This window comes from Variovorax sp. 10N420, assembly GCF_056394705.1.
The window spans coordinates 232,420-257,439 of the sequence record NZ_JBFTIJ010000001.1; the positions used below are offsets into that span (position 1 = coordinate 232,420).

21 protein-coding genes are annotated in these 25,020 nt (G+C 65.2%); 9 read left to right on the forward strand and 12 right to left on the reverse strand.

All coding sequences use genetic code 11. From position 1 onward, the window contains the following. Positions 1-7: 7 nt before the first annotated feature. A complete protein-coding gene (locus AC1DEK_RS01120; RefSeq protein WP_478123357.1) occupies positions 8-646 on the reverse strand; it encodes a COG4648 family protein in 639 nt (212 codons plus the stop codon). Positions 647-649: 3 nt separating this feature from the next. Next, positions 650-961: a phosphopantetheine-binding protein gene (locus AC1DEK_RS01125; protein WP_478123358.1), complete on the reverse strand. Its 312-nt coding sequence runs from the start codon at positions 959-961 to the stop codon at positions 650-652. A 99-nt stretch (positions 962-1,060) separates the two neighbouring features. Here AC1DEK_RS01125 and AC1DEK_RS01130 point away from each other — a divergent pair, with 99 nt between their 5' ends. After that, positions 1,061-2,590, forward strand: coding sequence for a helicase HerA-like domain-containing protein (locus AC1DEK_RS01130; protein WP_478123359.1), 1,530 nt, complete (start codon positions 1,061-1,063; stop codon positions 2,588-2,590). Between the two features lie 18 nt (positions 2,591-2,608). On the opposite strand, the gene AC1DEK_RS01135 is transcribed toward AC1DEK_RS01130, so the two are convergent. Continuing rightward, positions 2,609-3,250, reverse strand: a complete 642-nt coding sequence (locus AC1DEK_RS01135) for a DUF1109 domain-containing protein (protein ID WP_478123360.1) — start codon at positions 3,248-3,250, stop codon at positions 2,609-2,611. Continuing rightward, positions 3,247-3,816, reverse strand: a complete 570-nt coding sequence (locus tag AC1DEK_RS01140) for a sigma-70 family RNA polymerase sigma factor (protein ID WP_478123361.1) — start codon at positions 3,814-3,816, stop codon at positions 3,247-3,249. Before AC1DEK_RS01140 ends, AC1DEK_RS01135 begins: the two co-directional genes overlap by 4 nt. 170 nt (positions 3,817-3,986) lie before the next feature. Between AC1DEK_RS01140 and AC1DEK_RS01145 the strand changes: the two genes are divergently transcribed. The 8 genes from AC1DEK_RS01145 (at position 3,987) to AC1DEK_RS01180 (ending at position 13,331) form a co-directional block, all read left to right on the forward strand. Beyond that, positions 3,987-5,291 (forward strand): GTP cyclohydrolase II, encoded by a 1,305-nt coding sequence (locus AC1DEK_RS01145; RefSeq protein ID WP_478123362.1) that lies wholly within the window; start codon positions 3,987-3,989, stop codon positions 5,289-5,291. A 50-nt stretch (positions 5,292-5,341) separates the two neighbouring features. Further along, on the forward strand, positions 5,342-6,688 hold the full coding sequence (locus AC1DEK_RS01150) for a DUF1688 family protein (protein WP_478123964.1): 1,347 nt from the start codon (positions 5,342-5,344) through the stop codon (positions 6,686-6,688). Between the two features lie 44 nt (positions 6,689-6,732). Beyond that, entirely contained in the window at positions 6,733-7,362 is a 630-nt protein-coding gene (upp, locus tag AC1DEK_RS01155; protein WP_478123363.1) for a uracil phosphoribosyltransferase, read from the forward strand. Between the two features lie 145 nt (positions 7,363-7,507). Next, positions 7,508-8,509 (forward strand): BMP family protein, encoded by a 1,002-nt coding sequence (locus tag AC1DEK_RS01160; protein ID WP_478123364.1) that lies wholly within the window; start codon positions 7,508-7,510, stop codon positions 8,507-8,509. A 19-nt stretch (positions 8,510-8,528) separates the two neighbouring features. Further along, positions 8,529-10,055: an ABC transporter ATP-binding protein gene (locus AC1DEK_RS01165; RefSeq protein WP_478123365.1), complete on the forward strand. Its 1,527-nt coding sequence runs from the start codon at positions 8,529-8,531 to the stop codon at positions 10,053-10,055. After that, the gene (locus tag AC1DEK_RS01170) at positions 10,052-11,113 is read left to right on the forward strand and encodes an ABC transporter permease (RefSeq protein ID WP_478123366.1); all 1,062 of its coding nucleotides are present in this window, start codon (positions 10,052-10,054) and stop codon (positions 11,111-11,113) included. Before AC1DEK_RS01165 ends, AC1DEK_RS01170 begins: the two co-directional genes overlap by 4 nt. Beyond that, a complete protein-coding gene (locus AC1DEK_RS01175; protein ID WP_478123367.1) occupies positions 11,110-12,033 on the forward strand; it encodes an ABC transporter permease in 924 nt (307 codons plus the stop codon). Before AC1DEK_RS01170 ends, AC1DEK_RS01175 begins: the two co-directional genes overlap by 4 nt. Continuing rightward, positions 12,033-13,331: an amidohydrolase family protein gene (locus AC1DEK_RS01180; protein ID WP_478123368.1), complete on the forward strand. Its 1,299-nt coding sequence runs from the start codon at positions 12,033-12,035 to the stop codon at positions 13,329-13,331. The genes AC1DEK_RS01175 and AC1DEK_RS01180 overlap by 1 nt, the downstream gene beginning before the upstream one ends. 164 nt (positions 13,332-13,495) lie before the next feature. Here the strand turns inward: AC1DEK_RS01180 and AC1DEK_RS01185 are convergent, their stop codons facing one another. The 8 genes from AC1DEK_RS01185 to cls all read right to left on the reverse strand — a co-directional run bounded on the left by AC1DEK_RS01185 (position 13,496) and on the right by cls (position 24,913). Continuing rightward, a complete protein-coding gene (locus tag AC1DEK_RS01185) occupies positions 13,496-14,866 on the reverse strand; it encodes a heavy metal sensor histidine kinase (RefSeq protein WP_478123369.1) in 1,371 nt (456 codons plus the stop codon). After that, entirely contained in the window at positions 14,863-15,549 is a 687-nt protein-coding gene (locus tag AC1DEK_RS01190; protein WP_478123370.1) for a heavy metal response regulator transcription factor, read from the reverse strand. The genes AC1DEK_RS01185 and AC1DEK_RS01190 overlap by 4 nt, the downstream gene beginning before the upstream one ends. Continuing rightward, positions 15,546-18,719 carry an efflux RND transporter permease subunit gene (locus AC1DEK_RS01195; protein WP_478123371.1) on the reverse strand — a complete coding sequence of 1,058 codons (3,174 nt, stop codon included), beginning with the start codon at positions 18,717-18,719 and terminating at the stop codon, positions 15,546-15,548. Before AC1DEK_RS01195 ends, AC1DEK_RS01190 begins: the two co-directional genes overlap by 4 nt. After that, positions 18,716-19,906 carry an efflux RND transporter periplasmic adaptor subunit gene (locus AC1DEK_RS01200; RefSeq protein WP_478123372.1) on the reverse strand — a complete coding sequence of 397 codons (1,191 nt, stop codon included), beginning with the start codon at positions 19,904-19,906 and terminating at the stop codon, positions 18,716-18,718. The genes AC1DEK_RS01195 and AC1DEK_RS01200 overlap by 4 nt, the downstream gene beginning before the upstream one ends. A 5-nt stretch (positions 19,907-19,911) precedes the next feature. Continuing rightward, positions 19,912-21,363 carry an efflux transporter outer membrane subunit gene (locus tag AC1DEK_RS01205; RefSeq protein WP_478123373.1) on the reverse strand — a complete coding sequence of 484 codons (1,452 nt, stop codon included), beginning with the start codon at positions 21,361-21,363 and terminating at the stop codon, positions 19,912-19,914. Positions 21,364-21,478: 115 nt separating this feature from the next. Continuing rightward, entirely contained in the window at positions 21,479-22,006 is a 528-nt protein-coding gene (locus AC1DEK_RS01210; protein ID WP_478123374.1) for an N-acetyltransferase family protein, read from the reverse strand. A 10-nt stretch (positions 22,007-22,016) separates the two neighbouring features. After that, complete coding sequence (gene sbcB / locus AC1DEK_RS01215) at positions 22,017-23,459, reverse strand: exodeoxyribonuclease I (RefSeq protein WP_478123375.1); 1,443 nt, start codon at positions 23,457-23,459, stop codon at positions 22,017-22,019. Beyond that, positions 23,456-24,913, reverse strand: a complete 1,458-nt coding sequence (gene cls / locus AC1DEK_RS01220) for a cardiolipin synthase (RefSeq protein WP_478123376.1) — start codon at positions 24,911-24,913, stop codon at positions 23,456-23,458. Before cls ends, sbcB begins: the two co-directional genes overlap by 4 nt. Between the last annotated feature and the right edge of the window lie 107 nt (positions 24,914-25,020).

Sequence of the window (25,020 nt, forward strand, 5' to 3'; positions counted from 1 at the left end):
GTCCGGTTCATCGTCGAGCGGTGCGATTGACCGGCGCGCCATAGACGGCGCGAACGGCGTCGACCAGACGCGTACGCTCGAATTCAGGATGCAGTCGATATCGCAACAGGTACTCACCCAGGAAGAGCATTCCGACGAACAGCGGCGTCAGAAGGTTGGCGAGCACGGACCATGCGGCGAAAGAGAAGCTTGCATACACCGCGATCGAAGCCACGACCATTGCCGCAAAGTAGATTGCCCAGACCCGCGTGACCTGCGCCGTGTACTTGACCATGGCCGGCGAAAGAGGATGCACGCGTTCGGCAAACTGGCCGATGAGCGAAAGCCGGCCTGCGCGAAGCGATCCGCCGAACCACCCGCACAGCAAGGCATTGATGCCGACATGCTGAAGTACGTAGAGCCGGTTGGTGTCGCCCGCCTCGCCCATCATGACGAGTGCAAACAGCGCCACGCCGAGCAGGCCGGCCACCGCGAGCCCGCCCTTGCCGAAGCGGCTGGCGGCCAGACCGAGCGCGGTCAGCCACAGCGGCCCAAGCAGCACCACGACTGCCCATGGCTGCGCCGCGTGATAGAGCATCATCCAGTGGGAGATGCAGGCATAGGCCACCCCCGCGATCAGCAGGAGCGCCATGCGCCATCGGGACATGGATCAGGAAGCGCCGCGATTCTGCGCGACGTGCGTGGCCAGGCTGCGCAGCGACTCGAAAATCTGCTGGTTCCGCTCGTCGTCGGAGCGCAGCTGGAATCCGTACTTGCGGGACACTTCGAGCGCGACTTCGAGGATGTCGATCGAATCGAGCCCGAGACCTTCGCCATAGAGCGGCGCCGTCGGCGCGATGTCGGAAGGTGCGACTTCGAGGTTGAGCGATTCCACCAGGAGGACGGCCAATTCATTCTCGAGAGGTGACTGTTCGGAAGCGTCGCCAGCGGCGGGAACGGGGGAATGGGCAGTCGATGACAAGAGAAACTCCGGGTACTTTTGGGAACTATCACATGGGCGGCAGATTATAGGAGTCCGGCTTCGCTAGACTGGCCGCCTGCCAACGACCGGACTCCCCCTATGGCCGACCCTCTTTTGATTGCCCGCCACGACGCCACCGAATGCAGCCTGCTGCCGGGGCTCACGAATCGACATGGCCTGATCACAGGCGCGACGGGGACCGGCAAGACCGTCACCCTGCAAACCATTGCCGAAAAGCTCTCCGGCATCGGCGTGCCGGTCTTCATGGCCGACGTGAAGGGCGACCTCACGGGCGTCAGTCAGAAAGGCGCCATTGGCAGCAAGATGGCCGCGTCGCTGAAGGAGCGCGGCATCGATGCGCCGACTCCCCTCGCCTGCCCCGTCACTCTCTGGGACGTTTTCGGTGAACAGGGGCATCCCGTGCGCGCCACCGTGTCGGACATGGGGCCGCTGTTGCTCGGCCGCATGCTCGACCTCAACGACACGCAATCGGGCGTACTGAACCTCGTGTTCAAGATCGCGGACGACAACGGACTGCTGCTGCTCGACCTGAAAGACTTGCGCGCAATGCTGCAGCACGTCGGCGAAAACGCCAGCCAATTCACCACGCAGTACGGCAACATCAGCGCCGCGAGCGTCGGCGCCATCCAGCGCGGCCTGCTGCAGATCGAAACCCAGGGCGGCGACAAGTTCTTCGGCGAGCCGATGCTCAACATTGCGGACTTCATGCAGACCGAAGGCGGCAAGGGCGTGGTCAACATCCTCGCTGCCGACAAGCTGATGAATTCGCCACGGCTGTACGCGACCTTTCTGCTGTGGCTGCTGTCGGAACTCTTCGAGCATCTTCCCGAAATCGGCGACCCCGACCAGCCCAAGCTGGTGTTCTTCTTCGACGAAGCCCACCTGCTCTTCAACGAAGCGCCCAAGGCGCTCATCGAACGCATCGAACTCGTGGTGCGACTGGTGCGGTCCAAAGGGGTGGGTGTGTTCTTCGTCACGCAGAACCCGCTGGACATTCCCGATTCCGTGCTCGCGCAGTTGGGCAATCGCGTGCAACACGCGTTGAGAGCATTCACGCCGCGCGACCAGAAGGCCGTCAAGGCAACGGCGACGACCATGCGGCAGAAGCCGGGACTGGACATCGAGAAGGCGATCACCGAACTGGCCGTTGGCGAAGCCTTGGTGAGCTTTCTGGACGAGAAGGGGCGTCCGTCCGTCACGGAGCGCGTGTTCGTGCTGCCTCCTGGCAGCCAGATCGGGCCCATCACGGCCGAGCAACGGCAGGCGCTGATCGCGAATTCGCTCGTGGCGGGTGTGTACGAGAAGACGGTGGATCGCGAATCGGCCTACGAAAAGCTCAAGGGCCGAGCGGAATCCGCGCCTGACGGAGCCAGCATTGCAGGCAAGGCGGGTGCCGCGGGGACGCAAGCATCCGCTGGCGCCGGCGGTGGCGTCATGGGCAGCCTCAACGAGATCCTTTTCGGCACCACCGGGCCGCGCGGCGGCAAGCATGACGGACTGGCGCAGACGATGGCCAAGTCGGCCGTGCGCACGATGGGGACGACCATGGGTCGCGAGATTCTGCGCGGCGTGCTCGGCGGGATCTTCGGGTCAAAGACGCGACGCTGAACCACTGGCCGGGGTGCATCACCAACGCAGCAGCCTCGGCCCCAGAAGTGCCCCGACGATCGCAGGCGAGGCGATCCCGAGCACATACCAAACCGCCAGGAACGGCGCCTCCAGTTCCTGGCAATGCAAGGCATACACGGCCGCGCCCGCCGCGCCGGCCATTGCGCCCGCAGCTGCGCCCGCCAATGCTGGATGGGTCGGCGCCATGCCTTTCAGCGCGGCCATCATCGCCACGAAGACCGGCAGCGAGATGAAGGCGATGTTCATCGTGCAAGTCCGCCAGGTCTGCCCCATGACCAGCGAATGCCGCTGCTCGGCGGGTACCGAAGCCAGGATCATCAACGCCATCGACCAGATGACGAGCACCGGCACCGCGAGCCCCAGCCACGCAAAGTGCACGCGCGCGCCCGGCCGGGCCAGCCGCTGCACGACCACGAAGCCGGCAATCACCATGCAGATCGGGAACGCCAGCCGCACCCAGAACATCGGCAGCGACATGACCTCCATCAGATCGCGCCGCAGCCCGAACACCAGGAGCATGCATGCCAGCGACAGCGATAGGCCCATCCACAGCGCCACCGAAAGCCGGTGCGAAGCCGTGCGAGGCCGCACTGGTGCAGCGCCTGTGGCGAGCATCGCGATGAGATCGTCCGTCTTCACTTCATTTCCTTGATCTTGAGCGCCAACGCCTTCAGTCCGCGATGCACGCCCACCTTGACTGCCGATTCGGACATGCCGGTCAGCTTTGCCGTCTCGGCCACCGAAAGGCCTTGGAGCTTGACGTGCACGATCGGCAGCCGATGCCGGTCCGGCAGCGTTTCGAGCAAGCCGGCGATGTCCCGGCGTGCGTCGGCGGCTTCAGTGGCCGACTCGGCGAAGACCGCCAGTTCGTCGTCCAGCGGCTCGTGCAGCGCCTCGCGGCCGGCCTTGGCACGCAGCAGATCGATCATCTTGTAGCGCGCAATCGCATGCACCCAGGCGGTCAGCGGCTGGTCGCTCTGGTAGGTGTGGCGCTGGTTGTGCATGGCAAGAAGGCATTCCTGAACGAGGTCTTCAACTTCATCGGGCCAACCGTAGAGCCGCCTTCCGAGGAACGCGCGCAAATGCAAGCTGAGTTTCTGCAGGAACGCCCGGTAGGCCGCAGCGTCGCCGTCCAGCCCGCGCATCAGCAGGCCGTGCAGTTCCACCTCGGCCTCGCTCTTTGCCGACAAGCCCTCTTTGGTCATTCGTGCTTTCGGTTCAGTCGGTTACAGGCAGCGCGCAAAAAACAATTCCGGCGGATTGTGCCGCGAGCGCCATCAGCCGCCTGGCGAGCCGAGGCTTACGGCGAATGGCGTACGCCCCTGCTTGCCAGTTCTGAAAGCCGTCGATACATTGTGTTTTTTGAGGGCCCGCAATGTCTGTCGACACCGTTCCGACTCCTTCCACTCCGACCGTTTCCCCTGCCTCCCCCGAGCCCTCCTCCGCGCGCAAGCACATCCGGCTGACATCGCACGCCGGCCTCTCGGGTGCGCTGCCCATCCAATGGGGCGCAGCCACCGCAGTCGAGCGGGGCCCCGTCGTCGGCACCACCACCAAGCGCGCGCACCGCAACGTGATCGGCACGCACAGTGGCTCTTACAGCGTCTATCGGGCGCTGGCCGTGGCCGCAGGCGCGCTGTCGCCGCACCACAAGGCCGATCTGACGAACACCTCGCCGACGGACGTGATCGGCCCCTATCCGCAGTGGAGCGAACCGGGCCGGATCGTCTCGCTCGACCCCTGGGGCGCCGTGGTGGCCGACGCCTTCGCGACCGAACTCGCCGCGGGCTACGACATCCGCCCGACCATCGCGATCACCAAGGCGCACGTCATCCTGCCGGAGGTGATCGAGGCCCTGCAGAAGGGCCGCCTCAAGGCCGACGGCAAGTTCCTTACCGCCGGCGGCGCGGCCATGGTGACCAAGGCCGCCGTCGAGCCGGTGTGGTACCTGCCCGAAGTCGCAAAGCGCTTCGGCTGCTCCGAAACCGACCTGCGCCGCACGCTCTTCGAGGAAACGGGCGGCATGTACCCCGAGCTGGTGACGCGCTCCGACCTCGAAGTCTTCCTGCCGCCCATCGGCGGACAGACGCTCTACATCTTCGGCAACCCGCGCGACCTCGCGAACCCGGAGGTCGAACTGACCGCGCGCATCCACGACGAGTGCAACGGCTCGGACGTTTTCGGCTCCGACATCTGCACCTGCCGCCCCTACCTCACGCACGCGATCGAGGAATGCATCCAGGGCGCGCAACGCGGCGGCGTGGGGTTGATTGCCTACTCGCGCAAGGAAGGCCGCGCCCTCGGCGAAGTGACCAAGTTCCTGGTCTACAACGCCCGCAAGCGGCAAGTCGGCGGCGACACTGCCGACCAGTATTTCGCGCGCACCGAATGCGTCGCCGGTGTGCAGGACATGCGCTTCCAGGAGCTGATGCCCGACGTATTCCACTGGCTCGGCATTCGCAAGATTCACCGCCTGGTGTCGATGAGCAACATGAAATTCGACGCGATCACCGGCTCGGGCATCGAGATCGGCACGCGCGTCAACATCCCCGACGAACTGATCCCGGCCGACGCGCGCGTGGAGATGGACGCCAAGATGGCGGCCGGCTACTTCACGCCGGGCGTGGTGCCGGACGCCGATGAACTCAAGAAGGCCAAGGGCCGCGGACTCGACCAATGAGCAGAGAAAATTACGGACTGGACCCTGATCGCGCAAGTGCGGACGCCGCCATGCGCACCGTCGACGCCGAAGGCAATGTGGACCCCGAGGCCGAGTTCGAGGACGACACGAGCCGCCCCGCCGGGGCGGTCGCCCATCTGCGCACGACCAAGGCCGTGCGCAGCCGCGCGGCGGCACTGCTTGCCAGGGCTCGCGCGGGCGACTCTCCGTGGTTCCTGATCGGCAACCACAACGTGCTCGAAGACACCGCGCGCACCGTCGCGGAAGTCACGCGCGACCGCTACCCGTGGAGCCCTATCCCTTATCACAGCCGATGGCGGCACTTCGAGGCGGGCGGCGTCGACCGCCTCAAGCTGCTGGACGACTTGCTGCGCGATTGCAACGCCAGCCAGCGCGCGCGGGCGCATATCGATCTGGTGGTGGTGAGCGTTTTGCTCGATGCGGGAGCCGGTCCCGACTGGCATTACATCGAACCAGCCAACGGCCAGCGCTTCACGCGTTCTGAAGGTCTCGCGATTGCCAGCTTTCATGCATTCACGAGTGGCTTGTTCTCGTCGAACCCCGATCACCCTTTGCAGGTCGATGCGGCCGGATTGCGCGCGCTGGTCACCGACCGGCTCGGCGACGCTTTCCAGGTGAATGCCGTCAACCCGCTGGTTGGTCTCGCGGGGCGGGCCACGCTTTTGCGCCGGCTCGGCGAAACGATGAGCGAACAACCCGAGTGGTTCGGCGATGACGGGCGGCCCGGCGGATTGTTCGACGCGCTGGTCGGCCCCTACGGCCCGGCCGCGCCGCCCACGGCCGAAATCTCGGCGCACGAAATCCTGACACTGCTGCTGGATTCGCTGTCGAGCATCTGGCCGTCATCGAACGCGTTGGACAGCATTGCGGCGGATGGCAGCCATGTGATCGGCACAGGCGATCCACGATTCGCACTCGGCGACTGCTGGCGCCACAGCGCGGTGCAAGGGCCGGGTCTGACGAATGGCTGGATGCCGTTCCACAAGCTGTCGCAATGGTTGACCTATTCGCTGCTCGAACCCTTCGAGTGGGCGGGCGTCAAGGTCCGGCATCTCGATCAACTGACCGCGCTGCCCGAATACCGCAACGGCGGCCTGCTGCTCGACAGCGGAATGATCGTTCCGCGCGAGCCCGCCTTTCTCGAGCGCGAATGGAAAGTCAGCGACGAGTTCATCGTCGAATGGCGCGCCTTGACGATCGCCCTGCTCGACGAGCTTGTGCCGCGCGTGTGCAAGGTGCTGGGCCGAAGCGAGCAGGACATGCCGCTCGCACGTGTGCTCGAAGGCGGCACATGGGCCGCTGGCCGCGTACTGGCACAACGCCTGCGCAACGGTGCGCCGCCCCTGCGCATCGAGAGCGACGGCACGGTCTTCTAGTCTGTCTAGACTTCTTCGGTTTTTCTCCTCCATCAACAATACCAATGAGCAACGTCCACCTCCTCGACCATCCTCTCGTCCAGCACAAACTCACGCTGATGCGCCGCAAGGAGGCGAGCACCAACAGCTTCCGCAGGCTTCTCAACGAGATCAGCATGCTGATGGCCTACGAAGTCACGCGCGACATGCCGATGCAGGACGTCGAGGTCGAAACGCCTCTGGAGACGATGCACGCCAAGGTCATCGACGGCAAGAAGGTCGTGCTGGTGTCGATCCTGCGGGCGGGCACAGGCATCCTGGACGGCATGCTGAGCGTCATCCCGGGTGCGCGCGTCGGCCACATCGGGCTCTACCGCGATCCGAAGACGCTGACCGCGGTCGAGTACTACTTCAAGATGCCCGGCGGCATGGAGGAACGCGATGCAATCGTGGTCGACCCGATGCTGGCGACCGGCAATTCGGCGGTCGCCGCGGTGGAACGGCTGAAGGAACTCAACCCGAAGTCCATCAAGTTCGTCTGCCTGCTGACCTGCCCCGAGGGCGTCAAGACCATGCAGGACGCGCATCCGGACGTGCCGATCTATACGGCGGCGGTCGATCGCGAACTCAACAGCCACGGGTACATCCTGCCAGGCCTGGGCGACGCCGGCGACCGCATCTTCGGCACGAAGTAGCGCTCGCCCCCAGGCTGCGCGCACTTCGGGTCGCTTCGCCTACCCCCTGCCGGGGGCAACACCGGCGGCCCGGCAGAGCCGGTTCCGCGGTGTTTCGCGAATTGGGTTGTGGGTGGTTTTAGGATGTTTAACTGAGGAGAAGACTTTGAAATCACGCCGGCAGTTGGTTGTTCGTTCGGTCGCGCTTGCCGTTGCTTTGGCGGCGGGGGTGCCGGGGCTCGCGCTTGCACAGGCCAAGCTGAAAGTGGCGGCGGTCTACACCGTGCCGTTCGAACAGCAATGGGTGGGGCGTATCCACAAGGCGCTGAAGGCCGCCGAGGCTCGGGGGGAAATCGAATACACGGCGACGGAGAATGTCGCCAACGCCGACTACGAACGCGTGATGCGGGAGTACGCGACGGCGGGGAATCAGCTGATCCTCGGCGAGGTGTTCGGGGTCGAGGCGGCGGCGCGGAAGGTGGCGAAGGATTTTCCGAAGACGGCCTTTCTGATGGGGTCGTCGCTCAAGCCGCAGGCGCCGAATTTCGCGGTGTTTGACAACTACATCCAGGAGCCGGCCTATCTTTCCGGCATGGTCGCCGGGGGCATGACCAAGACGAACAAGATCGGCATGGTCGGCGGCTTCCCGATTCCGGAGGTCAATCGCCTGATGAACGCCTTCATGGCCGGGGCGAAGGAAGTGAATCCGAAGGTGGAATTCAGCGTGAGCTTCATCAACAGCTGGTTCGACCCGCCCAAGGCCAAGGAAGCCGCTTTCGCCATGATCGACAAGGGCGCGGATGTGCTGTATGCCGAGCGCTTCGGAGTCAGCGACGCGGCCAAGGAAAAGGGCAAGCTCGCCATCGGCAACGTGATCAACACGCAGGACAAGTACCCCGACACGGTGGTCGCTTCGGCGCTGTGGAATTTCGAGCCTTCGGCCGATCGCGCGATCAAGCTCGTGAAAGAAGGCAAGTTCACTGCCGAGGACTACGGCCAGTATTCGATGATGAAGTACAAGGGCTCGGAGCTGGCGCCGCTCGGCACCTTCGACACCAAGGTGCCGGCCGATATCGTCGCGAAGGTCAGGGCCCGGCAGTCCGACATTCTTGCCGGCAAGTTCACGGTGAAGGTGGACGACAGCCAGCCCAAATCCACGGCAAAGTGAGACGCGCGGGAAGCTGCCGGTGACAGTCCTGTCCCTGCGCGGCATCACCAAGCGCTTCGGTGCGCTGGTGGCCAACGACGGCATTTCGCTCGACCTCCGGGCTGGAGAGGTGCTGGCATTGCTGGGCGAGAACGGCGCGGGCAAGTCGACGTTGATGTCCATCCTTTTCGGACACTACGTGGCCGACGAAGGCGACATCGAGGTGTTCGGCCGGCCGCTCGCTCCAGGTAATCCGAAGGTGGCGCTGGCTGCGGGTATCGGCATGGTGCATCAGCATTTCACGCTGGCCGACAACCTCAGCGTGCTCGACAACGTTCTGATGGGCACCGAGCCGCTATGGCAGCCCTTCTCGCGGCGCAGCGCCGCACGTGCACGGCTGCTGGATGTAGCGCAGCGCTTCGGCCTTGCGGTCCAGCCGGACGCGATGGTGGGCAGTCTGTCGGTCGGCGAGCGGCAGCGGGTCGAGATCGTGAAGGCGCTCTACCGCGATGCGCGGATCCTGATCCTGGACGAGCCGACGGCGGTGCTCACGCCGCAGGAGAGCGAGGCGCTGTTTCATACGCTGGCGCAGATGGTGGCACAGGGGCTGTCGATCATCTTCATCAGCCACAAGCTCGCCGAAGTGTTGCGCGTGTCGCATCGCGTCGCGGTGCTGCGCGGCGGCAAGCTGGTGGCCGAGGCGCGCACCAGCGAGACCACGCAGGCGCAGCTCGCGCTGTGGATGGTCGGGCATGCGATCGAGGGCACGGTGCGACGTCCCGCCCAACGCGTCGGCGAAGCTGTCTGCGTGCTCGACCGTGTTGGCACGGCCGGCGACGGACACGATCGCCTGCACGACGTGACGCTCACGCTGCGTGCCGGCGAAATCACTGCCATCGCGGGTGTCTCAGGCAACGGACAGGTGGCACTCGCAGAGCTCCTGAGCGGCACCCGACGCGCGACGGAAGGCACGGTCAAGCTGATGGGGCGCGTCCTGCCCGCCTCCCCTGCCAGGCTGGTGCATCGCGGTGTCGCGCGCATTCCGGAAGACCGGCACGGCATCGGCGTGCTGGGCGACCTGCCGGTGTGGGAAAACGCCGTGTCGGAACGGCTGCGCGGCCGCGCTTTCTCGCGCTGGCTCTGGGTCCGGCGCGCAGCCGCGAAGGCGCACGCACGCAACGTCGAGAAGGCCTACGACGTGCGAGGCGGCGGACTCGATTCGGCTGCGCGGTCGCTGTCGGGCGGCAACATGCAGAAACTGATCCTGGGTCGTGCGTTGCTGGCGCCCGCCTCGGCCAGTGCGCAGAGCCGGGTCGCGCGACTCATCGTTGCGCACCAGCCCACCTGGGGGCTGGACATCGGCGCGGTCGCGTACGTGCAGCAGCAGTTGATCGCGGCGCGCGATGCCGGCGCTGCGGTGCTCCTGATTTCAGATGATCTCGACGAGGTGCTGACGCTCGGCGACCGCGTTGCGGTCATGCACGGCGGCCAGCTCGTTGAACCCCGCGCGGCATCGGACTGGACGCGCGAGGCGATCGGGCTGGCGATGGCCGGGACGCGGGCATGAGGCTCGAGCGACGCTCGGGAACTTCGCGCACGGCGCTGGTACTCGCACCCTTCGGCGCTGTGGCCTTCACCTTGCTGGTGAGCGCGCTGCTCGTCCTCTGGGCCGGCGCACCCGTCGGCCGTACGTATGCGCTGGTGCTTCAGGGCGGCTTCGGCTCTGTCTTCGCGTGGAGCGAGACACTGACCCGCGCCATTCCGTTGATCCTCACCGGGCTGGCGGCGACCGTGGCTTTCAAGGCGCGGCTTTTCAACATCGGCGCCGAGGGCCAGCTTTACGCGGGCGCGCTTGCCGCCGTCGCCGTGGGCGGCTTGCATGGCGGTACCGGATTCGATCTCCCGACCTGGCTGCTGTTTCCGCTGATGATGCTGGCCGCCGCTGTTGCGGGCGCCCTGCTGCTGCTCGGCCCGGCACTCATGAAGAACAAGCTGGGCGTCGACGAAGTCGTGACGACGCTGCTGATCAACTTCATCGTGGTGCTCGGCGTATCGGCCATGCTGGACGGGCCCATGAAGGACCCTAGCGCGATGGGCTGGCCGCAGAGCGTTTCACTGCAGCCGGATCTGGAGCTCGACAAGCTGATCGCGCAGACGCGCGTTCATACCGGCCTGCTGTGGGCCGGCGCGCTGGCCGTGCTCGTCTGGGCGCTCTTCAAATACACGGTGATCGGCTTCGACATTCGCGCTGTGGGTGCGAACGCGCGGGCCGCCAAGTTCGCGGGCGTGCCGGTCACGCGCACGGTGGTGCTGGTCGCGCTGCTGTCCGGTGCGCTGGCCGGACTCGCGGGCGCGATCGAGGTGGCCGGCCGCACGAGCTATGTCACGCTCGACATGTCGCCGGGCTACGGCTACAGCGGCATCGTGATCGCGATGCTGGCCGGGTTGCATCCGCTGGGCGTGCTGGCGGCCGCGGTGTTCGTGGCCGGCATGCTGGTCGGTGCCGACACGATGAGCCGCGCGATCGGCGTGCCGACCTACATCGCGGATGTGATCGTTGCGGCGTCGCTGATCGCGGTGCTGGTTGCCACCTTGCTCACCCAATACCGCGTCCGCTGGAAATGAGCGACGTCGCCGATATCCTTTCGAACGCCGCCTTCTGGGTGGCGGTGCTGCGCATCGCCACGCCGCTGATTTTCGGCACGCTGGGCGTGCTGCTGTGCGAGCGCGCCGGGGTGCTGAACCTCGGCATCGAGGGCATCATGGTCGCGGGGGCCTTCGCAGGCTGGCTGGCGGTGTATGCGGGCGCGCCTCTGTGGGTAGGCGTTGGCGTGGCAGCGCTGACGGGCGCCGTATTCGGGCTGTTGCATGCGTTCCTCACCGTGGCGCTGGCCCTGTCGCAGCACGTTTCCGGGCTGGGCATCACGCTGCTGGCGACGGCGTTGAGCTACTACGGCTATCGGGTGAGCTTTCCGAAGGTCAACACGCCGCCCACGGTCACGCCGTTCGCGCCGATGGAATGGCTGCACATCCCGGTGCTTTCGGCGCAGACGCCGCTCACGCTGCTCGCGTTGCTGCTGGTGCCCGTCATTGGGTACATGCTCTATCGCACGCCCATGGGCCTGGCAGTGCGCATGGTCGGCGAGAATCCGCAGGCGGCCGAAGGCCAGGGTGTGTCGGTCGCGGCCACACGCACGGGCGCCATCGTCGCCGGATCGGCGCTGATGGGCGTAGCGGGGTCGTTCCTCACGCTGTCGGCGTTCAATGCGTTCTTCTTCAACATGATCAATGGTCGTGGTTGGATCTGCGTTGCGCTGGTGGTGTTCGCGTCCTGGCGGCCGGGCAAGGCGCTGCTTGGTGCGCTGCTTTTTGCGTTTTTCGATGCGCTTCAATTGCGGCTGCAGCAGTCGGGGGACGCCTTCCTGCCTTATCAGCTATATCTGATGCTTCCCTATCTGCTGTCGATCCTGGCGCTAGTGCTCGTGGCACGCAAGGCGAGTTATCCGCAAGCCCTGATGAAACCCTACCGAAAAGGAGAGCGCTGATGCTCGATCTCCTCATCCAGAACGCTGCCCTCCCTGACGGCCGGACCGGCATGTCGATTGCCGTGCAGGACGGCCGAATCGCGGAAGTGACCGCTGGACTACAAGCACCCGCTGGCCAGACGATCGATGCAGAAGGCCTGCTCGTCGCGCCGCACTTCATCGACCCGCACTTTCACATGGACGCGACGCTCAGCTACGGCCTGCCGCGCATCAACGAAAGCGGCACGCTGCTCGAAGGCATCGCGCTATGGGGCGAACTCAAGCCGCTGCTGACGGCAGATGCTCTGATCGAGCGCGCCCTTGCCTACTGCGACTGGGCCGTTGCCAAGGGCCTGCTCGCCATTCGCACGCACGTGGACACCAGCGACCCGAGCCTGCTCGCCGTCGACGCGCTGCTCGAAGTCAAGCGACAGGTCGCGCCGTACCTTGATTTGCAATTGGTCGCCTTTCCCCAGGATGGCGTTCTGCGCACGCCCGGTGGCGTCGACAACCTGAAGCGTGCTCTCGACAAGGGGGTCGACGTGGTCGGCGGCATTCCGCACTTCGAACGCACCATGGCCGATGGCGCTGCCAGCGTGAAGCTGCTGTGCGAAATCGCAGCCGAGCGCGGCAATCTCGTCGACATGCATTGCGATGAGTCCGATGATCCGCTGTCGCGCCACATCGAGACGCTCGCATTCGAGGCACAACGGCTCGGGCTGCAAGGGCGGGTGACAGGCTCGCACTGCACCTCGATGCATTCGATGGACAACTACTACGTGAGCAAGCTGCTGCCGCTCATTGCCGAAAGCGGCGTCAGCGTGATCGCGAACCCGCTCATCAACATCACCTTGCAAGGCCGGCACGACACCTATCCAAAGCGCCGCGGCATGACGCGCGTGCCCGAGCTGATGGCCGCCGGCGTGAACGTGGCGTTCGGCCACGACTGCGTGATGGACCCGTGGTACGGCATGGGTTCGGGCGACATGCTCGAAGTGGCACACATGGGCCTGCACGTGGCGCAGATGACAAGCCAACGCGGCATTCGCCAGTGCTTCGACGCCGTCACCGTCAACGCCGCCAAGGTGCTTCATCTCGACGGCTACGGCCTGGAAGCGGGATGCGACGCGAGCTTCGTGCTGCTGCAGGCGCGCGACCCGATCGAGGCCATCCGTCTTCGAGCGACGCGCCTGAAGGTCTATCGCAAGGGCAAATTGCTGGCGGAGACGCCGCCCGCCACAGCGGCGCTGCACCTGCCCGGCCGCCGCCCCGCGACCGCCTGGATGCCCGAGTCGAGAAACCCCGCGGAACCGGCTTAGCCGGGCCGCTGGGGTTGCCCCCGGAAGGGGGTGCCCGAGCCACACGAAGTGGGCGAGGCTGGGGGAGAGCGGCTACCCCGCGGAACCGGCTTAGCCGCGCCGCTGGGGTTGCCCCCGGAAGGGGGTGCCCGAGCCACACGAAGTGGGCGAGGCTGGGGGCGAGCCTATTCCAGCGCGACGCTGAAGCCCACGGTTGTGATGCCGTCGTCGGACCGCGCGAACACCGTCCCGTTGTGCATCACGGCGATGGCCTTGACGATGGACAAGCCGAGGCCGTGGTTCTCACCACTGTTGCGGCGCGAACTGTCGACGCGATAGAACCGGTCGAAAAGCCGCGGCAACTGGTCGGGCTCGATCGGCTGGCTCGGGTTCGAGAAACTCACCTGAGCGGAGCGGTCGTGCTGCCCGATCTGCACGACCACCTGGGCGCCGGGACGCGAATGCTGGATTGCGTTTTGCAGCAAGTTCGTCAGCGCACGACGGAACAGCGACTTCTCGATCGGCGCTACGGCATCGCCCTCGACCTGCACCGTCATGCCGGCTTCGTCGAGCAGCATGTCCAGAAACTCGACGGTCTTGCCCACTTCCTGCGCGATAGACGATTCGACGAGACCTCGCGCACGCACGCCCTGCTCCGCACGCGCCAGGAAAAGCATGTCGGCCACGATGGCGCGCAGCCGCTCCAGTTCTTCAAGATTCGATTGCAGTACTTCGCGCAACTCGGCAGCATCGCGGTCGCGGGCCAGTGCCACTTGCGTCTGGCCGATCAAGTTCGCCAGTGGCGTGCGCAGTTCGTGCGCGACGTCGTCGCTGAACGTCGCCAGTTGCCGATACGCCGCATCGAGCCGATCCAGCGCGGCATTGAAAGACGCACCGAGCTTGGCCAATTCGCGTGGGAGCGCCGGCAGTTGCAGGCGCTGGTCGCGGTTGTCGGGACCGATGCGCTGGGCATCCGCGGACAGCCGCTCCACGGGGCCGAGGCCGATTCTTGCGATCCAGTAGCCCAAAGCCGCGGACAAGGCCGTGCCGGCCAACGTGAGAATCACCAGCGCTGTCTCGAAGGTGCGAAGCGTGCGGCTGAACGGGGCGGCGTCGACGCCCGCAATGAAGCGCACAGCCGGCCGGGAGGCCGTCGCCGAAATCGCCATGCCCTGGACACGGAAGCGCTGGAGTTCCCGCGAATCGCCGGTGCGAAGCTGAACGATGTCCTCACCCGCATCTACGGCAGCGACGATTGCATTGAGGTCATCGCCATAGCGGAAAGCCGGGTCTTCGCTCCAGATCCACGAGCGGGTGCGCGGATCGTCAGCGCTCAGGGTGTCCAGCTTTTCGCGAATACGTTCGCCGAGGTTGACGGCCCGGCCGTGCTGAAGCATGTATGACATGTCTTCCAGCCGCGCATCGATCTGCGCCTGCTGATGGCGCGCAAGTTCGCTCGAAAGCACGCGATGCAAAGCGCCTCCCAAGAGGGCGAAGCCAACGAGTGCCGCGCCAGCGAACATCAGCGCCAGCCGCGTGGCGATCGAGTTCTTCATTCCGACTCCGAGCCGCCGCGGTCTTCCAGGACATACCCCATGCCCCGGATGGTATGCAGCAGGTTGCGCTCGAAGGGTGCATCAATCTTGGCGCGAAGGCGCTTGATGGCCACTTCGACCACGTTGGTGTTGCTGTCGAAATTCATGTCCCAGACCAGCTCGGCGATCACCGTCTTCGACAGGATCTCGCCCTGCCGGCGCGCAAGCACCGCGAGCAGCGCGAACTCCTTGGCCGTGAGATCGATGCGCTGGTCCTGCCGGATGGCCTTGCGACTGAGCAGATCGACCCGCAAGTCGCCGACGCGCAGCAACGTCGATTCATGGCTGCGACCGCGCCTCGTCAGCGCCTGGAGCCGCGCCAGGAGTTCGAGAAACGAAAAAGGCTTCACCAGGTAGTCGTCCGCGCCGTCCTGAAGGCCGCGCACCCGATCGGCAACGCCGTCGCGAGCAGTCAGCATGATCACGGGCGTGTTCTTGACGCTGCGCAGCGACTTCAGCACCGAGAACCCGTCCAGCCCCGGCAACATGACGTCGAGCACGATGACGTCGAAGTCGTAGTGCAAGGCCAGGTGCTGGCCGTCGATGCCGTCGAAGGCGAGGTCCACGGCGCAGCCCTGCTCGGTCAGACCCTGGTAGAGGTAGTCGGCCGTCTTGCGCTCGTCTTCGACGATCAGCACTTTCATTCCGCGATGGCTCCAGCGGGTGTGTCTGTGGTGGTGATGGCCTTCTGCTGCTTGCGCGCGGCCTTGCGGCGCACATACCAGTGGTGGGCGCGGTCGAGGTAGAGATAGATGACCGGCGTGGTGAAGAGCGTGAGCATCTGCGAGAGTATCAATCCACCCACCATGGCGTAGCCCAGCGGCCGGCGAAGCTCGGAGCCGGAACCATGGCCCAGCATCAACGGAAGGCCGCTCAGGAGCGCACACATGGTCGTCATCATGATCGGCCGGAAGCGAAGCAGGCAGGCCTCGTAGATCGCGTCGCGCGGCGACATACCCCTGTCGCGCTCTGCGTGCAGGGCGAAGTCGACCATCATGATTCCGTTCTTCTTCACGATGCCGATCAACAGAATGATCCCGATCAGCGCAATCACGCTCAGATCGTACCCGCCGATCATGAGGATCAGCAAAGCGCCCACCCCTGCCGACGGCAGTGTCGAAAGAATCGTCAGCGGGTGGATGTAGCTCTCGTAGAGCAGCCCCAGCACGATGTACACCGAGATCAGCGCAGCCAGGATGAGGTAGGGCTGCGTGCGCAGCGAATCGCCGAAAGCCTGCGCAGTGCCCTGGAAAGTGCCGCTGAGCGTCGGCGGCACACCCATCTGGGCTTGTGCGGCGTTGATCGCATTCACCGCTTGTCCGAGCGAAGTACCGGGCTTCAGGTTGAACGAGATCGTCACGGCCGGGAACTGCCCCTGGTGGTTGATCGCCAGGTAGCCGGTCTTGCTGGTGTCCAGCTTGACGAAGGTCGACAGCGGAATCTGCTGGCCATTGATCGGCGAGGTCAGGTAGAGGTGATCGAACAGCGCCGGATCGCGCTGGAGCTCGGGCGTGACTTCGAGCACCACGTTGTAGCTGTTGAGCTGCGTGAAATATTGCGCCACCTGCCGCTGCCCGATGGCGTCGTAGATGGTGGCGTCCACCATGGCCGGCGTGATGCCGTAGCTGGATGCGCGCTGGCGGTCGATGGTCACCATCGCAGTGGGTGCGGCGTTCTGCTGGTCGGAGGTCACGTCCGTGAGTTGTGGCAACTGGCGCAGCCTGGCGAGCAGTTGCGGCGCCCAGACGTTGAGCTCGACGAGATTCGAGTCCTGCAGCGTGTACTGATACTGCGTGCGCGAAAGACGCCCGCCCACGCTGATGTCCTGCCCGGCCTGCATGAACAGCGTGATGCCTTGCACCGGTGCCAGCTTGGGCCGCAATCGCGCGATGATTTCGTCCGCATTGGCGGTCCGGCCTTCGTCCTTCGGCCGCAAGCCGATGAAGAAGTTGCCCGAATTGAAGGTGCTCGCCCCCGCCTGCATGCCGAAGCTGGTCACGTCGGGGTCCTGGCGGATGATGTCGGCGAGCTTGAGCATGCGGTCGTGCATTGCCTGAGACGACGAATCCTGCGCGGAGTCGGCCGAGCCGAAGATGAAGCCCGTGTCCTGCTGCGGAAAGAATCCCTTGGGGATCACGATGAAGAGGGCCACCGTAGCCGCCACGGTGACCAGGAAGCTCATCAAGGTGATGAACGGATGGCGCAACACCACGGTCAATCCGCGCTTGTAGCCGTTCAGCATGGCGTCGAAACCGTGCTCGAACCACATGTACATCTTTCCGTGTTTCTCGTTGGCCGTGTGTGGCTTGAGGAAGCGCGCGCACAGCATCGGCGTCAGCGTGAGCGAAATGATGACGGACACTGCAATCGTCAGCGTCACCGTGACGGCGAACTCGCGGAACAACCGTCCCACGATGCCGCCCATCAGCAGCAGCGGGATGAATACCGCCACCAGTGACACCGAAATCGAGATGATGGTGAAGCCGATTTCGCTGGAACCCTTCAGCGCCGCCTCCATGGGCGACATGCCTTCCTCGATGTGTCGGTAGATGTTCTCCAGCATCACGATGGCGTCGTCGACCACGAAGCCGACCGCAATCGTCAGCGCCATGAGCGAGAGGTTGTCCAGGCTGTAGCCCACCACATACATCACCGCCGCCGTGCCCAGCAGCGCAAGCGGCACCGTCAAGCTCGGAATCACCGTGACCGTGAAGTTGCGCAGGAAGACGAAGATGACGGCCACCACCAGCGCAATCGACAGTACGAGCGTGAACTCCACATCTTTCACCGACGCGCGAATGGTCTGCGTGCGATCGATGAGGGTGTTGACGGTCACGCTCGGCGGAATGGCCGCCTTCAGCTTGGGCAGCGCGGCCTGGATGCGGTCGACCGTCTCGATCACATTGGCGCCGGGCTGTTTGGTGACCGCCAACATGATGGCGCGGCCATCGGTCAGGTCGGTGCCTTCGGCCGCGCCCTTGCCGGCATAGCCCCAGGCGGAAACCTTGGTGTTCTCCGGGCCGTCGACCGCAACCCCCACATCACGCACTCGAATGGGCGCGCCGTTGCGCCACGCGAGCACCATGTCGTTCCACGGCGCTGCCTTCAGAAGCTGGTCGTTGGTGTAGACGTTGAAGGCCTGGCGCTCGCCATCGAGCGTGCCGGTCGGCTGGCTCACCGTCGTGCTCGCAATCACGCCGCGCACTTCTTCCAGGCTCAGTCCCACAGCCTTGAGCTTGGCGGGATCGATCTGTACGCGAACCGCAGGCTTTTGTGCGCCGAAGATATTCACCAGCCCCACGCCGGCAATGCGCGAGATCTGCTGTGCCAGCACGTTGTCGGCATAGTCGTCGACCTGGATCAACGGCAGCACCTTGGATTGCACGCCAAGGATCAGCACTGAGGAGTCGGCTGGATTGATCTTCCGAAAGCTCGGCGGGCTCGGCAGGTTCTGCGGCAGCTGGCCCCCGGCCGAGTTGATGGCGGACTGAACGTCCAGCGCAGCGCCGTCGATGTTACGGTCGAGATCGAATTGCAGCGTGACCTGCGTGAGCCCGAGCGAGCTGCTCGATGTCATCTGCGTCAGCCCCGGGATCAACGAGAACTGTCGTTCGAGCGGCTGGGCGACGTTCGCCGCCATGGTCTCCGGACTGGCGCCCGGCAAACGTCCCGTGACCTGAATCGTCGGGAAGTCGACCTGCGGCAGCGGCGCCACGGGCAGCAGCGGCCACGCGACGAGGCCGATCAGCAGCAGCGCCGCGGCGAGCAGCGAGGTGCCGATCGGGCGTTTGATGAAGGCGGCGGAAATGCTCAAGACTGGCCTCCGCCGACAGTCGCGACCTGTGCCTTGCTCTGCTTCTCCACGATGCGCGCGCCCGGCGTCAAACGGTACTGGCCGTCGGTCACGACGCGGTCACCGGCTGCCAAGCCCTTGACGACCACTGCCTTGCCATCGACCGTGTCCGCCACCTCGATCGGCTGCACGCGGACCTTGTCGTCCGGCCCGACCACGTAGGCAAAGAATCCGTCCTGACTGCGCTGCACCACCGCCGATGGGACAGTCAGCGCATCCGATCGCTCGCCGAGCACGACGCGTGCGTCAACCGACTGGCCCGGCCACAGCTTGTGCTCGGCATTGCCGAACTGTGCCTTGAGCGAAATCGTGCCCGTCGCGGTGTCGATCTGGTTGTTCAGCAGCACCAGCTTGCCGGTCGCGAGCACCTCGCGTGTGTCGCGGTCGATTGCCTGCACCTGCAGCGGCTGATGCGTGCTATTGAGCGAGCGGTTCACGGCCTGGAAGCTGCTCTCCGGCAACGTGAACTGCACCGCGATCGGGTCGATCTGATTGATGACCAGCAGCCCGTTGGCGTCCGCCGCGTGCACGATGTTGCCGGGATCGACCAGCCGCGCGCCCACGCGCCCACCGATCGGCGCGGTGATGGTGGTGAAGCCGAGTTGCACCTGCGCGAGGTGGATCTGCGCATCGTCGCTCTTGACCGCCGCCTGCAGCTGATTGACCAGCGCACGCTGCGTGTCCAGCGTCTGCTGGGTGGTCGCGTCTTCCTTGATCAGCTCGCCATAGCGTTTCAGGTCGGACCGTGCATTGGCGAGTTGCGCCTCGTCCTTTGCTTTCTGGGCCAGGCTCTGTTCGAGTTGCGCCTGGAAGGTTCGCGGATCGATGCGAACGAGCACCTGGCCGGCCTTGACGTCCTGCCCTTCCTTGAAGTCGACGCTGTCGAGCTGACCGTCCACGCGCGGGCGCACGGTGACTGATGCGACCGTCATGACCGTGCCCACGCCGGTACGCGCGATCGGGATGGTTTCCTGCGCCACGCGGGCCGTCGTCGCAGGCACCGATGGCGGTCCGGCTGTTGGCGCAGGAGCCGGCGCCCAGACCCTGCGCCAGGCGCCGGTGGCGATGACCAAAACGGCGATCAGCGCAATGGCGCCGGCGATCCACCAGCGCTGGCGTTTGCGGGGGGCAGGTGCAGAGGTATCCATGTTGTTCATTTGTCTGTGGCGGCGACCGGGCCGGATGCGCCAGGGCTGGCCCCTGCACTCGCCTGCATCTGGCTCGCGTTCCAGCCGCCCCCGACGGCCTTGATCAGCGAAACACTGGCGGTGAACTGGCGCCCTTGCAGTTGCAGCGCCGTGCGTTCGTTCGACAGCGCGAGCGTTTGCGCGGTGATGACGGAGAGGTAGGGCGTCGTGCCCGCGCGGAACTGCGTCAGCGTCACGCGCTCGGCATTGCGCGCCGAAGTCACCGCACCCTCCTGCACGCCACGCTCCTGCGCCAGGAGGTTGAGCGCGGCCAGGTTGTCTTCGACTTCCTGGAAGCCGCCCAGCACGGTTTGCCGGTACTTCGCAGCGGACGCATCGAAAACGGCGCGCGCCTGCGCCACCTGGGATTCGCGCAACCCGCCATCGAAGATTGGGCCGGCCAGCGCTGCGCCGAGCGCCCACACACGGTCCGGCGTGGCGAGCCAGTTGCCGAGGCCTGCGCCGCTAAAGCCGCCGACGGCGCTAAGCGTGAGCGACGGGTAGCGCGCCGCCTGCGCATAGCCGATGCCGGCATTGGCGGAGGCGACGCGGCGCTCGGCGCCGGCAATGTCGGGGCGGCGTTCCAGCAATTCGGAAGGCACGAGCGACGGAACCGGCGGCAGGTGGAGCGCGAGCACGTCCGGAGGAATCGAAAACTGCGATGGCGTCTTGCCCAAGAGCACCGCGATGGCGTGTTCGGCCTGTCGGCGTGCGATCTCGATGTCGATGGCCTGTGCCTGCGTCGACTGCAGCGTCGTATTGGCCAGATCGACATCGGCCCGAGTCACCACGCCCGCGCGGTACTGGCTCCGCGTGATCTGCAACGACTTCTGATATGCCTCGACGGTGCGCGCATACAACTGCTGCTGCGTGTCGGCCACTCGCAGGAGGATGTAGTCGTTGGCGATCTCGGCCTGGATCGCCAGTCGCGCCGCCGCGAGATCGGCATCGCTCGCCTCGGCGTTGTCGCTGGCACCTTCGACTGCGCGGCGCGCGCGACCCCAAAGGTCAGGTTCCCAGCCGGCCTGCAGCGACCACGAGTGGGAATTGCCGAGTGACGGGCCGAGCACCGTCTGATTCTTCTGCCGCTCCACACCCGCCGCGCCGTTGAGCGTCGGGAAAAGCGCCGACTGCGCGTTCTGCACCAGCGCCTGCGCCTGCCGATATTGCGCCTCGGCGGCGTGGATGTCCTGGTTTGCGAGGTTGGCCTCTTCGATCAATGCATCGAGCCGGGTGTCGCCGAAAGCCTTCCACCAAGGCTGGGACGGGTCGACGCTCGAGGGCGTCGCGGACTTCCAGTCGCCACTTTCCTTGAAGGCAGGCGCATCGACGCCTTCGGGCAGGGAAGGCCGCTGGTAGTCGGGCCCGACGGCACAAGCCGTCAGTGACGCGGCCAGGGCCAGACACAGTATTCGCATGCCTTCGACTCTAGGCAGCGGGCGGGGACGCCACCCTGACAAGAAGATGACATTCCTGTCAGTCCCGTCAGTCCTGCCTGGGCGATCGCCATCTCGCGAATGCCCGCGCTGCCCTTCAGCCGGAAGTGACGAGCGGACCCACTGAGCGCCACATGTGGATCTTCGACAGGAATGCGTCGCCCAATGCGACCGCATAAGGTTCGACACCGAAGGATTGGAAGCCGCAGCTCTCGTAGAGTGTCTGCGCCGCAGCATTGCCTTCGGTGACGGTCAGCTGGACGATCCTGACGCCTTCACGCTGTCCGGCTTCTTGGAGGATGGCCTGCACCAGTTGGCGGCCGAACCCGCCCTGCCGTGATGCAGGCGATACATACATCCCGAAAAGATTGGCCTTGTGACGAGCCTTCTCGCGCGCCTCGAACTGCACGCCGGCGGCGCCTACGAGTACTTCACCATCGAACGCGCCGAACACGACCTGAGCCGCCAGCGGTGCAGCATCAAGCCGCGTCTGCCACCAACCCAGCGGAAGCGCCGCGCGCTCGGCCACGCTTGAAGTGAACGCATCGGGATGGCGCTCGTAGCCTTCGAGCATCAAGGCCCGGTACGGTCCGGCGTCTGCGGGCGAAAGGCGGCGAACTGTCATGACGTCCCTCTCAAATGCTTGGCGCGATCGCTTCGGCGTATTCGTACAAGGCGCCGAGTATCTGCTCTGCGCGTTCATCCGCCGTCTCGGCGAGCCTATCGATCTCCGCGAACAGCTCATCGACGTTGCGCGCCCCGCCCTCGCCTTCGAGCAACTTGGCGATGCGATGCGCCTCCCAGCGCTCGGCCTCGTCGCTGGTCAGGGTTTCGGGAAAGTTTCGCGCGCGGAAGCGAAAGACGAGTTCCTCAAGCCGCGGGTCGTCGAAGCTGGTGCGCGCCTGCGCAAGCTGGCCCGGCGTAAGGCTTCGCAGTTCGGTCAGGCGGCGACGGTCGCCGTTGCCGACAAATCCTCCGTAGAGATCTTCATCGACGTCCGGCGTGCCCTCCTTCGCGCGTTCATACACCTGCGACCAGATCGCGCTCATGTCGGGCAGCGCTGCAGCGATGGCGGCATTGCGCATGGCGGCTTCCACATCGATGCCCCAGCGCGTCGCCATGGCGGGTGCGAGCGTCCGAAGATTACCGACCACCATCGGCGACTTGTTCAGGTGCACGCCCTTGACAGGAAGCCGGACGACGCCTTCCGGCAGGTCGGCGCTCCGCGTGAAGAGCCGCAGGCGCAGCGTCGCCACATCCAGGTCGCGCAATTCGCTCGGGTCGTGCGCGAGATCCCATGCGATCAGCTCATTGCGGTTGGTCGGATGGCTCGCCAGCGGCCACATGACCGCGAGGCACCCACGTTCGGCCGGAAACATGCCTGAGACGTGCAAAAACGGCCGCGCGGTTTCCTTGGTGGCGGGCAGGCCGAGTTCGGTCGCGACGCGGTCCTTGCGGTGCAAGCCGAGCGCGAAATCGAACAGCTTGGGCTGCCTTTGACGAATCAGGCGCGCGAGAGCGATGGTGGCGCGAACATCCGACAAAGCATCGTGCGCCGCCTCGTGCAGCAGGCCATTGGCGCGTGCGAGGTCTTCGAGCTTGAAGCTCTGGCTGCCGTCTTCCTTCTTCGGCCATTCGATGCCGTCGGGCCGCAGCGCATAGGTCAGGCGCACGACATCGAGCAAGTCCCACCGCCCGCAGTCGTTCTGCCACTCGCGCGCATAGGGATCGATGAGATTGCGCCAGAACAGGAAACGGGTCACTTCGTCGTCGAAGCGAATCGTGTTGTAGCCCACGCCGATGGTGCCCGGCTGCGCAAAGGCTTGCTCGATTCGCGCAGCAAACTCATGCTCGGGGATGCCGCGCTCCAGACACTGCTGTGGAGTGATGCCGGTGATCAGGCAGGCTTCGGGGCTGGGAAGGTAGTCGGGCGCCGGCTTGCAATAGATCATCAGCGGCTCGCCGATTTCATTGAGTTCAGCGTCCGTGCGGATTGCCGCGAACTGCGAAGGTCGATCGCGGCGCGGCACGGCACCGAAGGTCTCGTAGTCGTGCCAAAGAAAAGTGTGAGCGGTCATAGCAAGGGAGAAAACAAACGGGCCGAGGCATCGCCCAGGCGGCGCAGAAAGCTCTGGTGGCGTTGGGCGTGCACTGGGGACGCATTGCCAAGGTCGGTCTCGAACTGCGCGATCAGGGGATTGGCAAGCGTCGGACCATAAATCACGGCGCAGACCTCGAAGTTGAGCCGGAAGCTGCGATTGTCGAAATTGGCGGTGCCGATCATCGCGCAATTGGTGTCCACCACCAGCGTCTTCGAGTGCAGCATTCGCGCCTTGTATTCCCAGACCTGCACACCGGCTGCAATCAGTTCGTCGTAGTACGAACGTGCCGCCGCGCTCACGATCAGCGAATCGCTGCGCCGCGGCACCAGCAGCCGCACGTCGACTCCGCGCAAGGCGGCACTCGTGAGCGCCATCAGGGCGGGTTCGCCGGGGACGAAATACGGCGTGGTGAGCCACGCCCGGTGGACCGATGCATGGATCGCTGCGACGTGAATGCGATGAATGGGCTCCAGCGCGCTGTCGGGCCCGCTGGTGATGATCTGCACCGGGATGTCGCCCGCGCCGTCATGCTGCGAGAGACGCGGCAGCAGGCTGCCGATGTCCTTGTGCATCTCTCGGGGGTTCTCGCCGGTCGCATAGGTCCAGTCTTCGATGAAGGTCGTCTGCAGCCATCGCACGGCGCTCCCTTCGATGCGCAAATGCACGTCGTGATACGCGTCGGCACGGGTGCGGGCGTCTTCTTCATCCGTGATGTTGACCCCGCCGGTAAAGCCTACGCGGCCGTCGCACACGACGATCTTGCGGTGGGTCCGGTAGTTGGTCACCGGACGCAGGCGCCTGCCGATGCGTGTGTCGTGAAAGAGCGCGATGAGAATTCCCGCGTCCCGCATTGGCGCCATGAACTTGTGGCCGATGCGCTTGGACCCAAGCGCGTCGAGGAGCAACCGTACTGTGACGCCTTCGCGCGCGCGCTCGATCAGCAGATCGCGCAACGCGGTGCCGATGTTGTCGGGCTCGAAGATGTAGTACTCGAGATGGACGTGATCGCGCGCTTGGCGAATCGCCTCGAAGATCGCATCGAAGGTGCGAGCCCCGCCCGAGAGCAGCTCGGCCGATGTGGCGCTGGACACCGGCAATCCACAGGCAGCCGTCCCCAGAGCCGCCATCTGCCGCAGCGAAGGCGGCGCGCGCTCGGCGGCATCGCGCAACATCACCGTGTCGCCCGGCGCCTGGGCGCTCGCCCGGTTGCGCAGACGCTTCAGCCGCTGCTTCTTCAGCCGTTGAGGCCCTAGAAAGTAATAGACGATGAACCCCACGAACGGCACCAAAGCCAACGAGAGAATCCAGCTCATCGTCGACACCGGCGCCCGCTTCTGCATCACGATCCAGACGGAAAGCACCGCGATGTAGCCGCTCCATGCAAGCGAGAGGCCAGTACGCCATTCCTGGCTAAGCTCGGGAAGAATCAAGGGAAAAAGGGTTCCAAAAAGAAAAAAGGTCGGCAGCCCAATGCTACCGACCTTTATTCATTCACCAGAAGTACGGCGGAACCGGCTTTGCCGGTCCGCTGGTATCG

What these genes read in the sequence shown, in the direction of transcription:
- AC1DEK_RS01205 (WP_478123373.1), bottom strand. Translation starts at nt 21,363, where the DNA reads ATGCGAATACTGTGTCTGGCCCTGGCCGCGTCACTGACGGCTTGTGCC.
- AC1DEK_RS01150 (WP_478123964.1), top strand. Translation starts at nt 5,342, where the DNA reads ATGCGCACCGTCGACGCCGAAGGCAATGTGGACCCCGAGGCCGAGTTC.
- sbcB (WP_478123375.1), bottom strand. Translation starts at nt 23,459, where the DNA reads ATGACCGCTCACACTTTTCTTTGGCACGACTACGAGACCTTCGGTGCC.
- AC1DEK_RS01185 (WP_478123369.1), bottom strand. Translation starts at nt 14,866, where the DNA reads ATGAAGAACTCGATCGCCACGCGGCTGGCGCTGATGTTCGCTGGCGCG.
- AC1DEK_RS01170 (WP_478123366.1), top strand. Translation starts at nt 10,052, where the DNA reads ATGAGGCTCGAGCGACGCTCGGGAACTTCGCGCACGGCGCTGGTACTC.
- AC1DEK_RS01140 (WP_478123361.1), bottom strand. Translation starts at nt 3,816, where the DNA reads ATGACCAAAGAGGGCTTGTCGGCAAAGAGCGAGGCCGAGGTGGAACTG.
- AC1DEK_RS01200 (WP_478123372.1), bottom strand. Translation starts at nt 19,906, where the DNA reads ATGGATACCTCTGCACCTGCCCCCCGCAAACGCCAGCGCTGGTGGATC.
- AC1DEK_RS01180 (WP_478123368.1), top strand. Translation starts at nt 12,033, where the DNA reads ATGCTCGATCTCCTCATCCAGAACGCTGCCCTCCCTGACGGCCGGACC.
- upp (WP_478123363.1), top strand. Translation starts at nt 6,733, where the DNA reads ATGAGCAACGTCCACCTCCTCGACCATCCTCTCGTCCAGCACAAACTC.
- AC1DEK_RS01145 (WP_478123362.1), top strand. Translation starts at nt 3,987, where the DNA reads ATGTCTGTCGACACCGTTCCGACTCCTTCCACTCCGACCGTTTCCCCT.
- AC1DEK_RS01210 (WP_478123374.1), bottom strand. Translation starts at nt 22,006, where the DNA reads ATGACAGTTCGCCGCCTTTCGCCCGCAGACGCCGGACCGTACCGGGCC.
- AC1DEK_RS01175 (WP_478123367.1), top strand. Translation starts at nt 11,110, where the DNA reads ATGAGCGACGTCGCCGATATCCTTTCGAACGCCGCCTTCTGGGTGGCG.
- AC1DEK_RS01190 (WP_478123370.1), bottom strand. Translation starts at nt 15,549, where the DNA reads ATGAAAGTGCTGATCGTCGAAGACGAGCGCAAGACGGCCGACTACCTC.
- AC1DEK_RS01130 (WP_478123359.1), top strand. Translation starts at nt 1,061, where the DNA reads ATGGCCGACCCTCTTTTGATTGCCCGCCACGACGCCACCGAATGCAGC.
- AC1DEK_RS01120 (WP_478123357.1), bottom strand. Translation starts at nt 646, where the DNA reads ATGTCCCGATGGCGCATGGCGCTCCTGCTGATCGCGGGGGTGGCCTAT.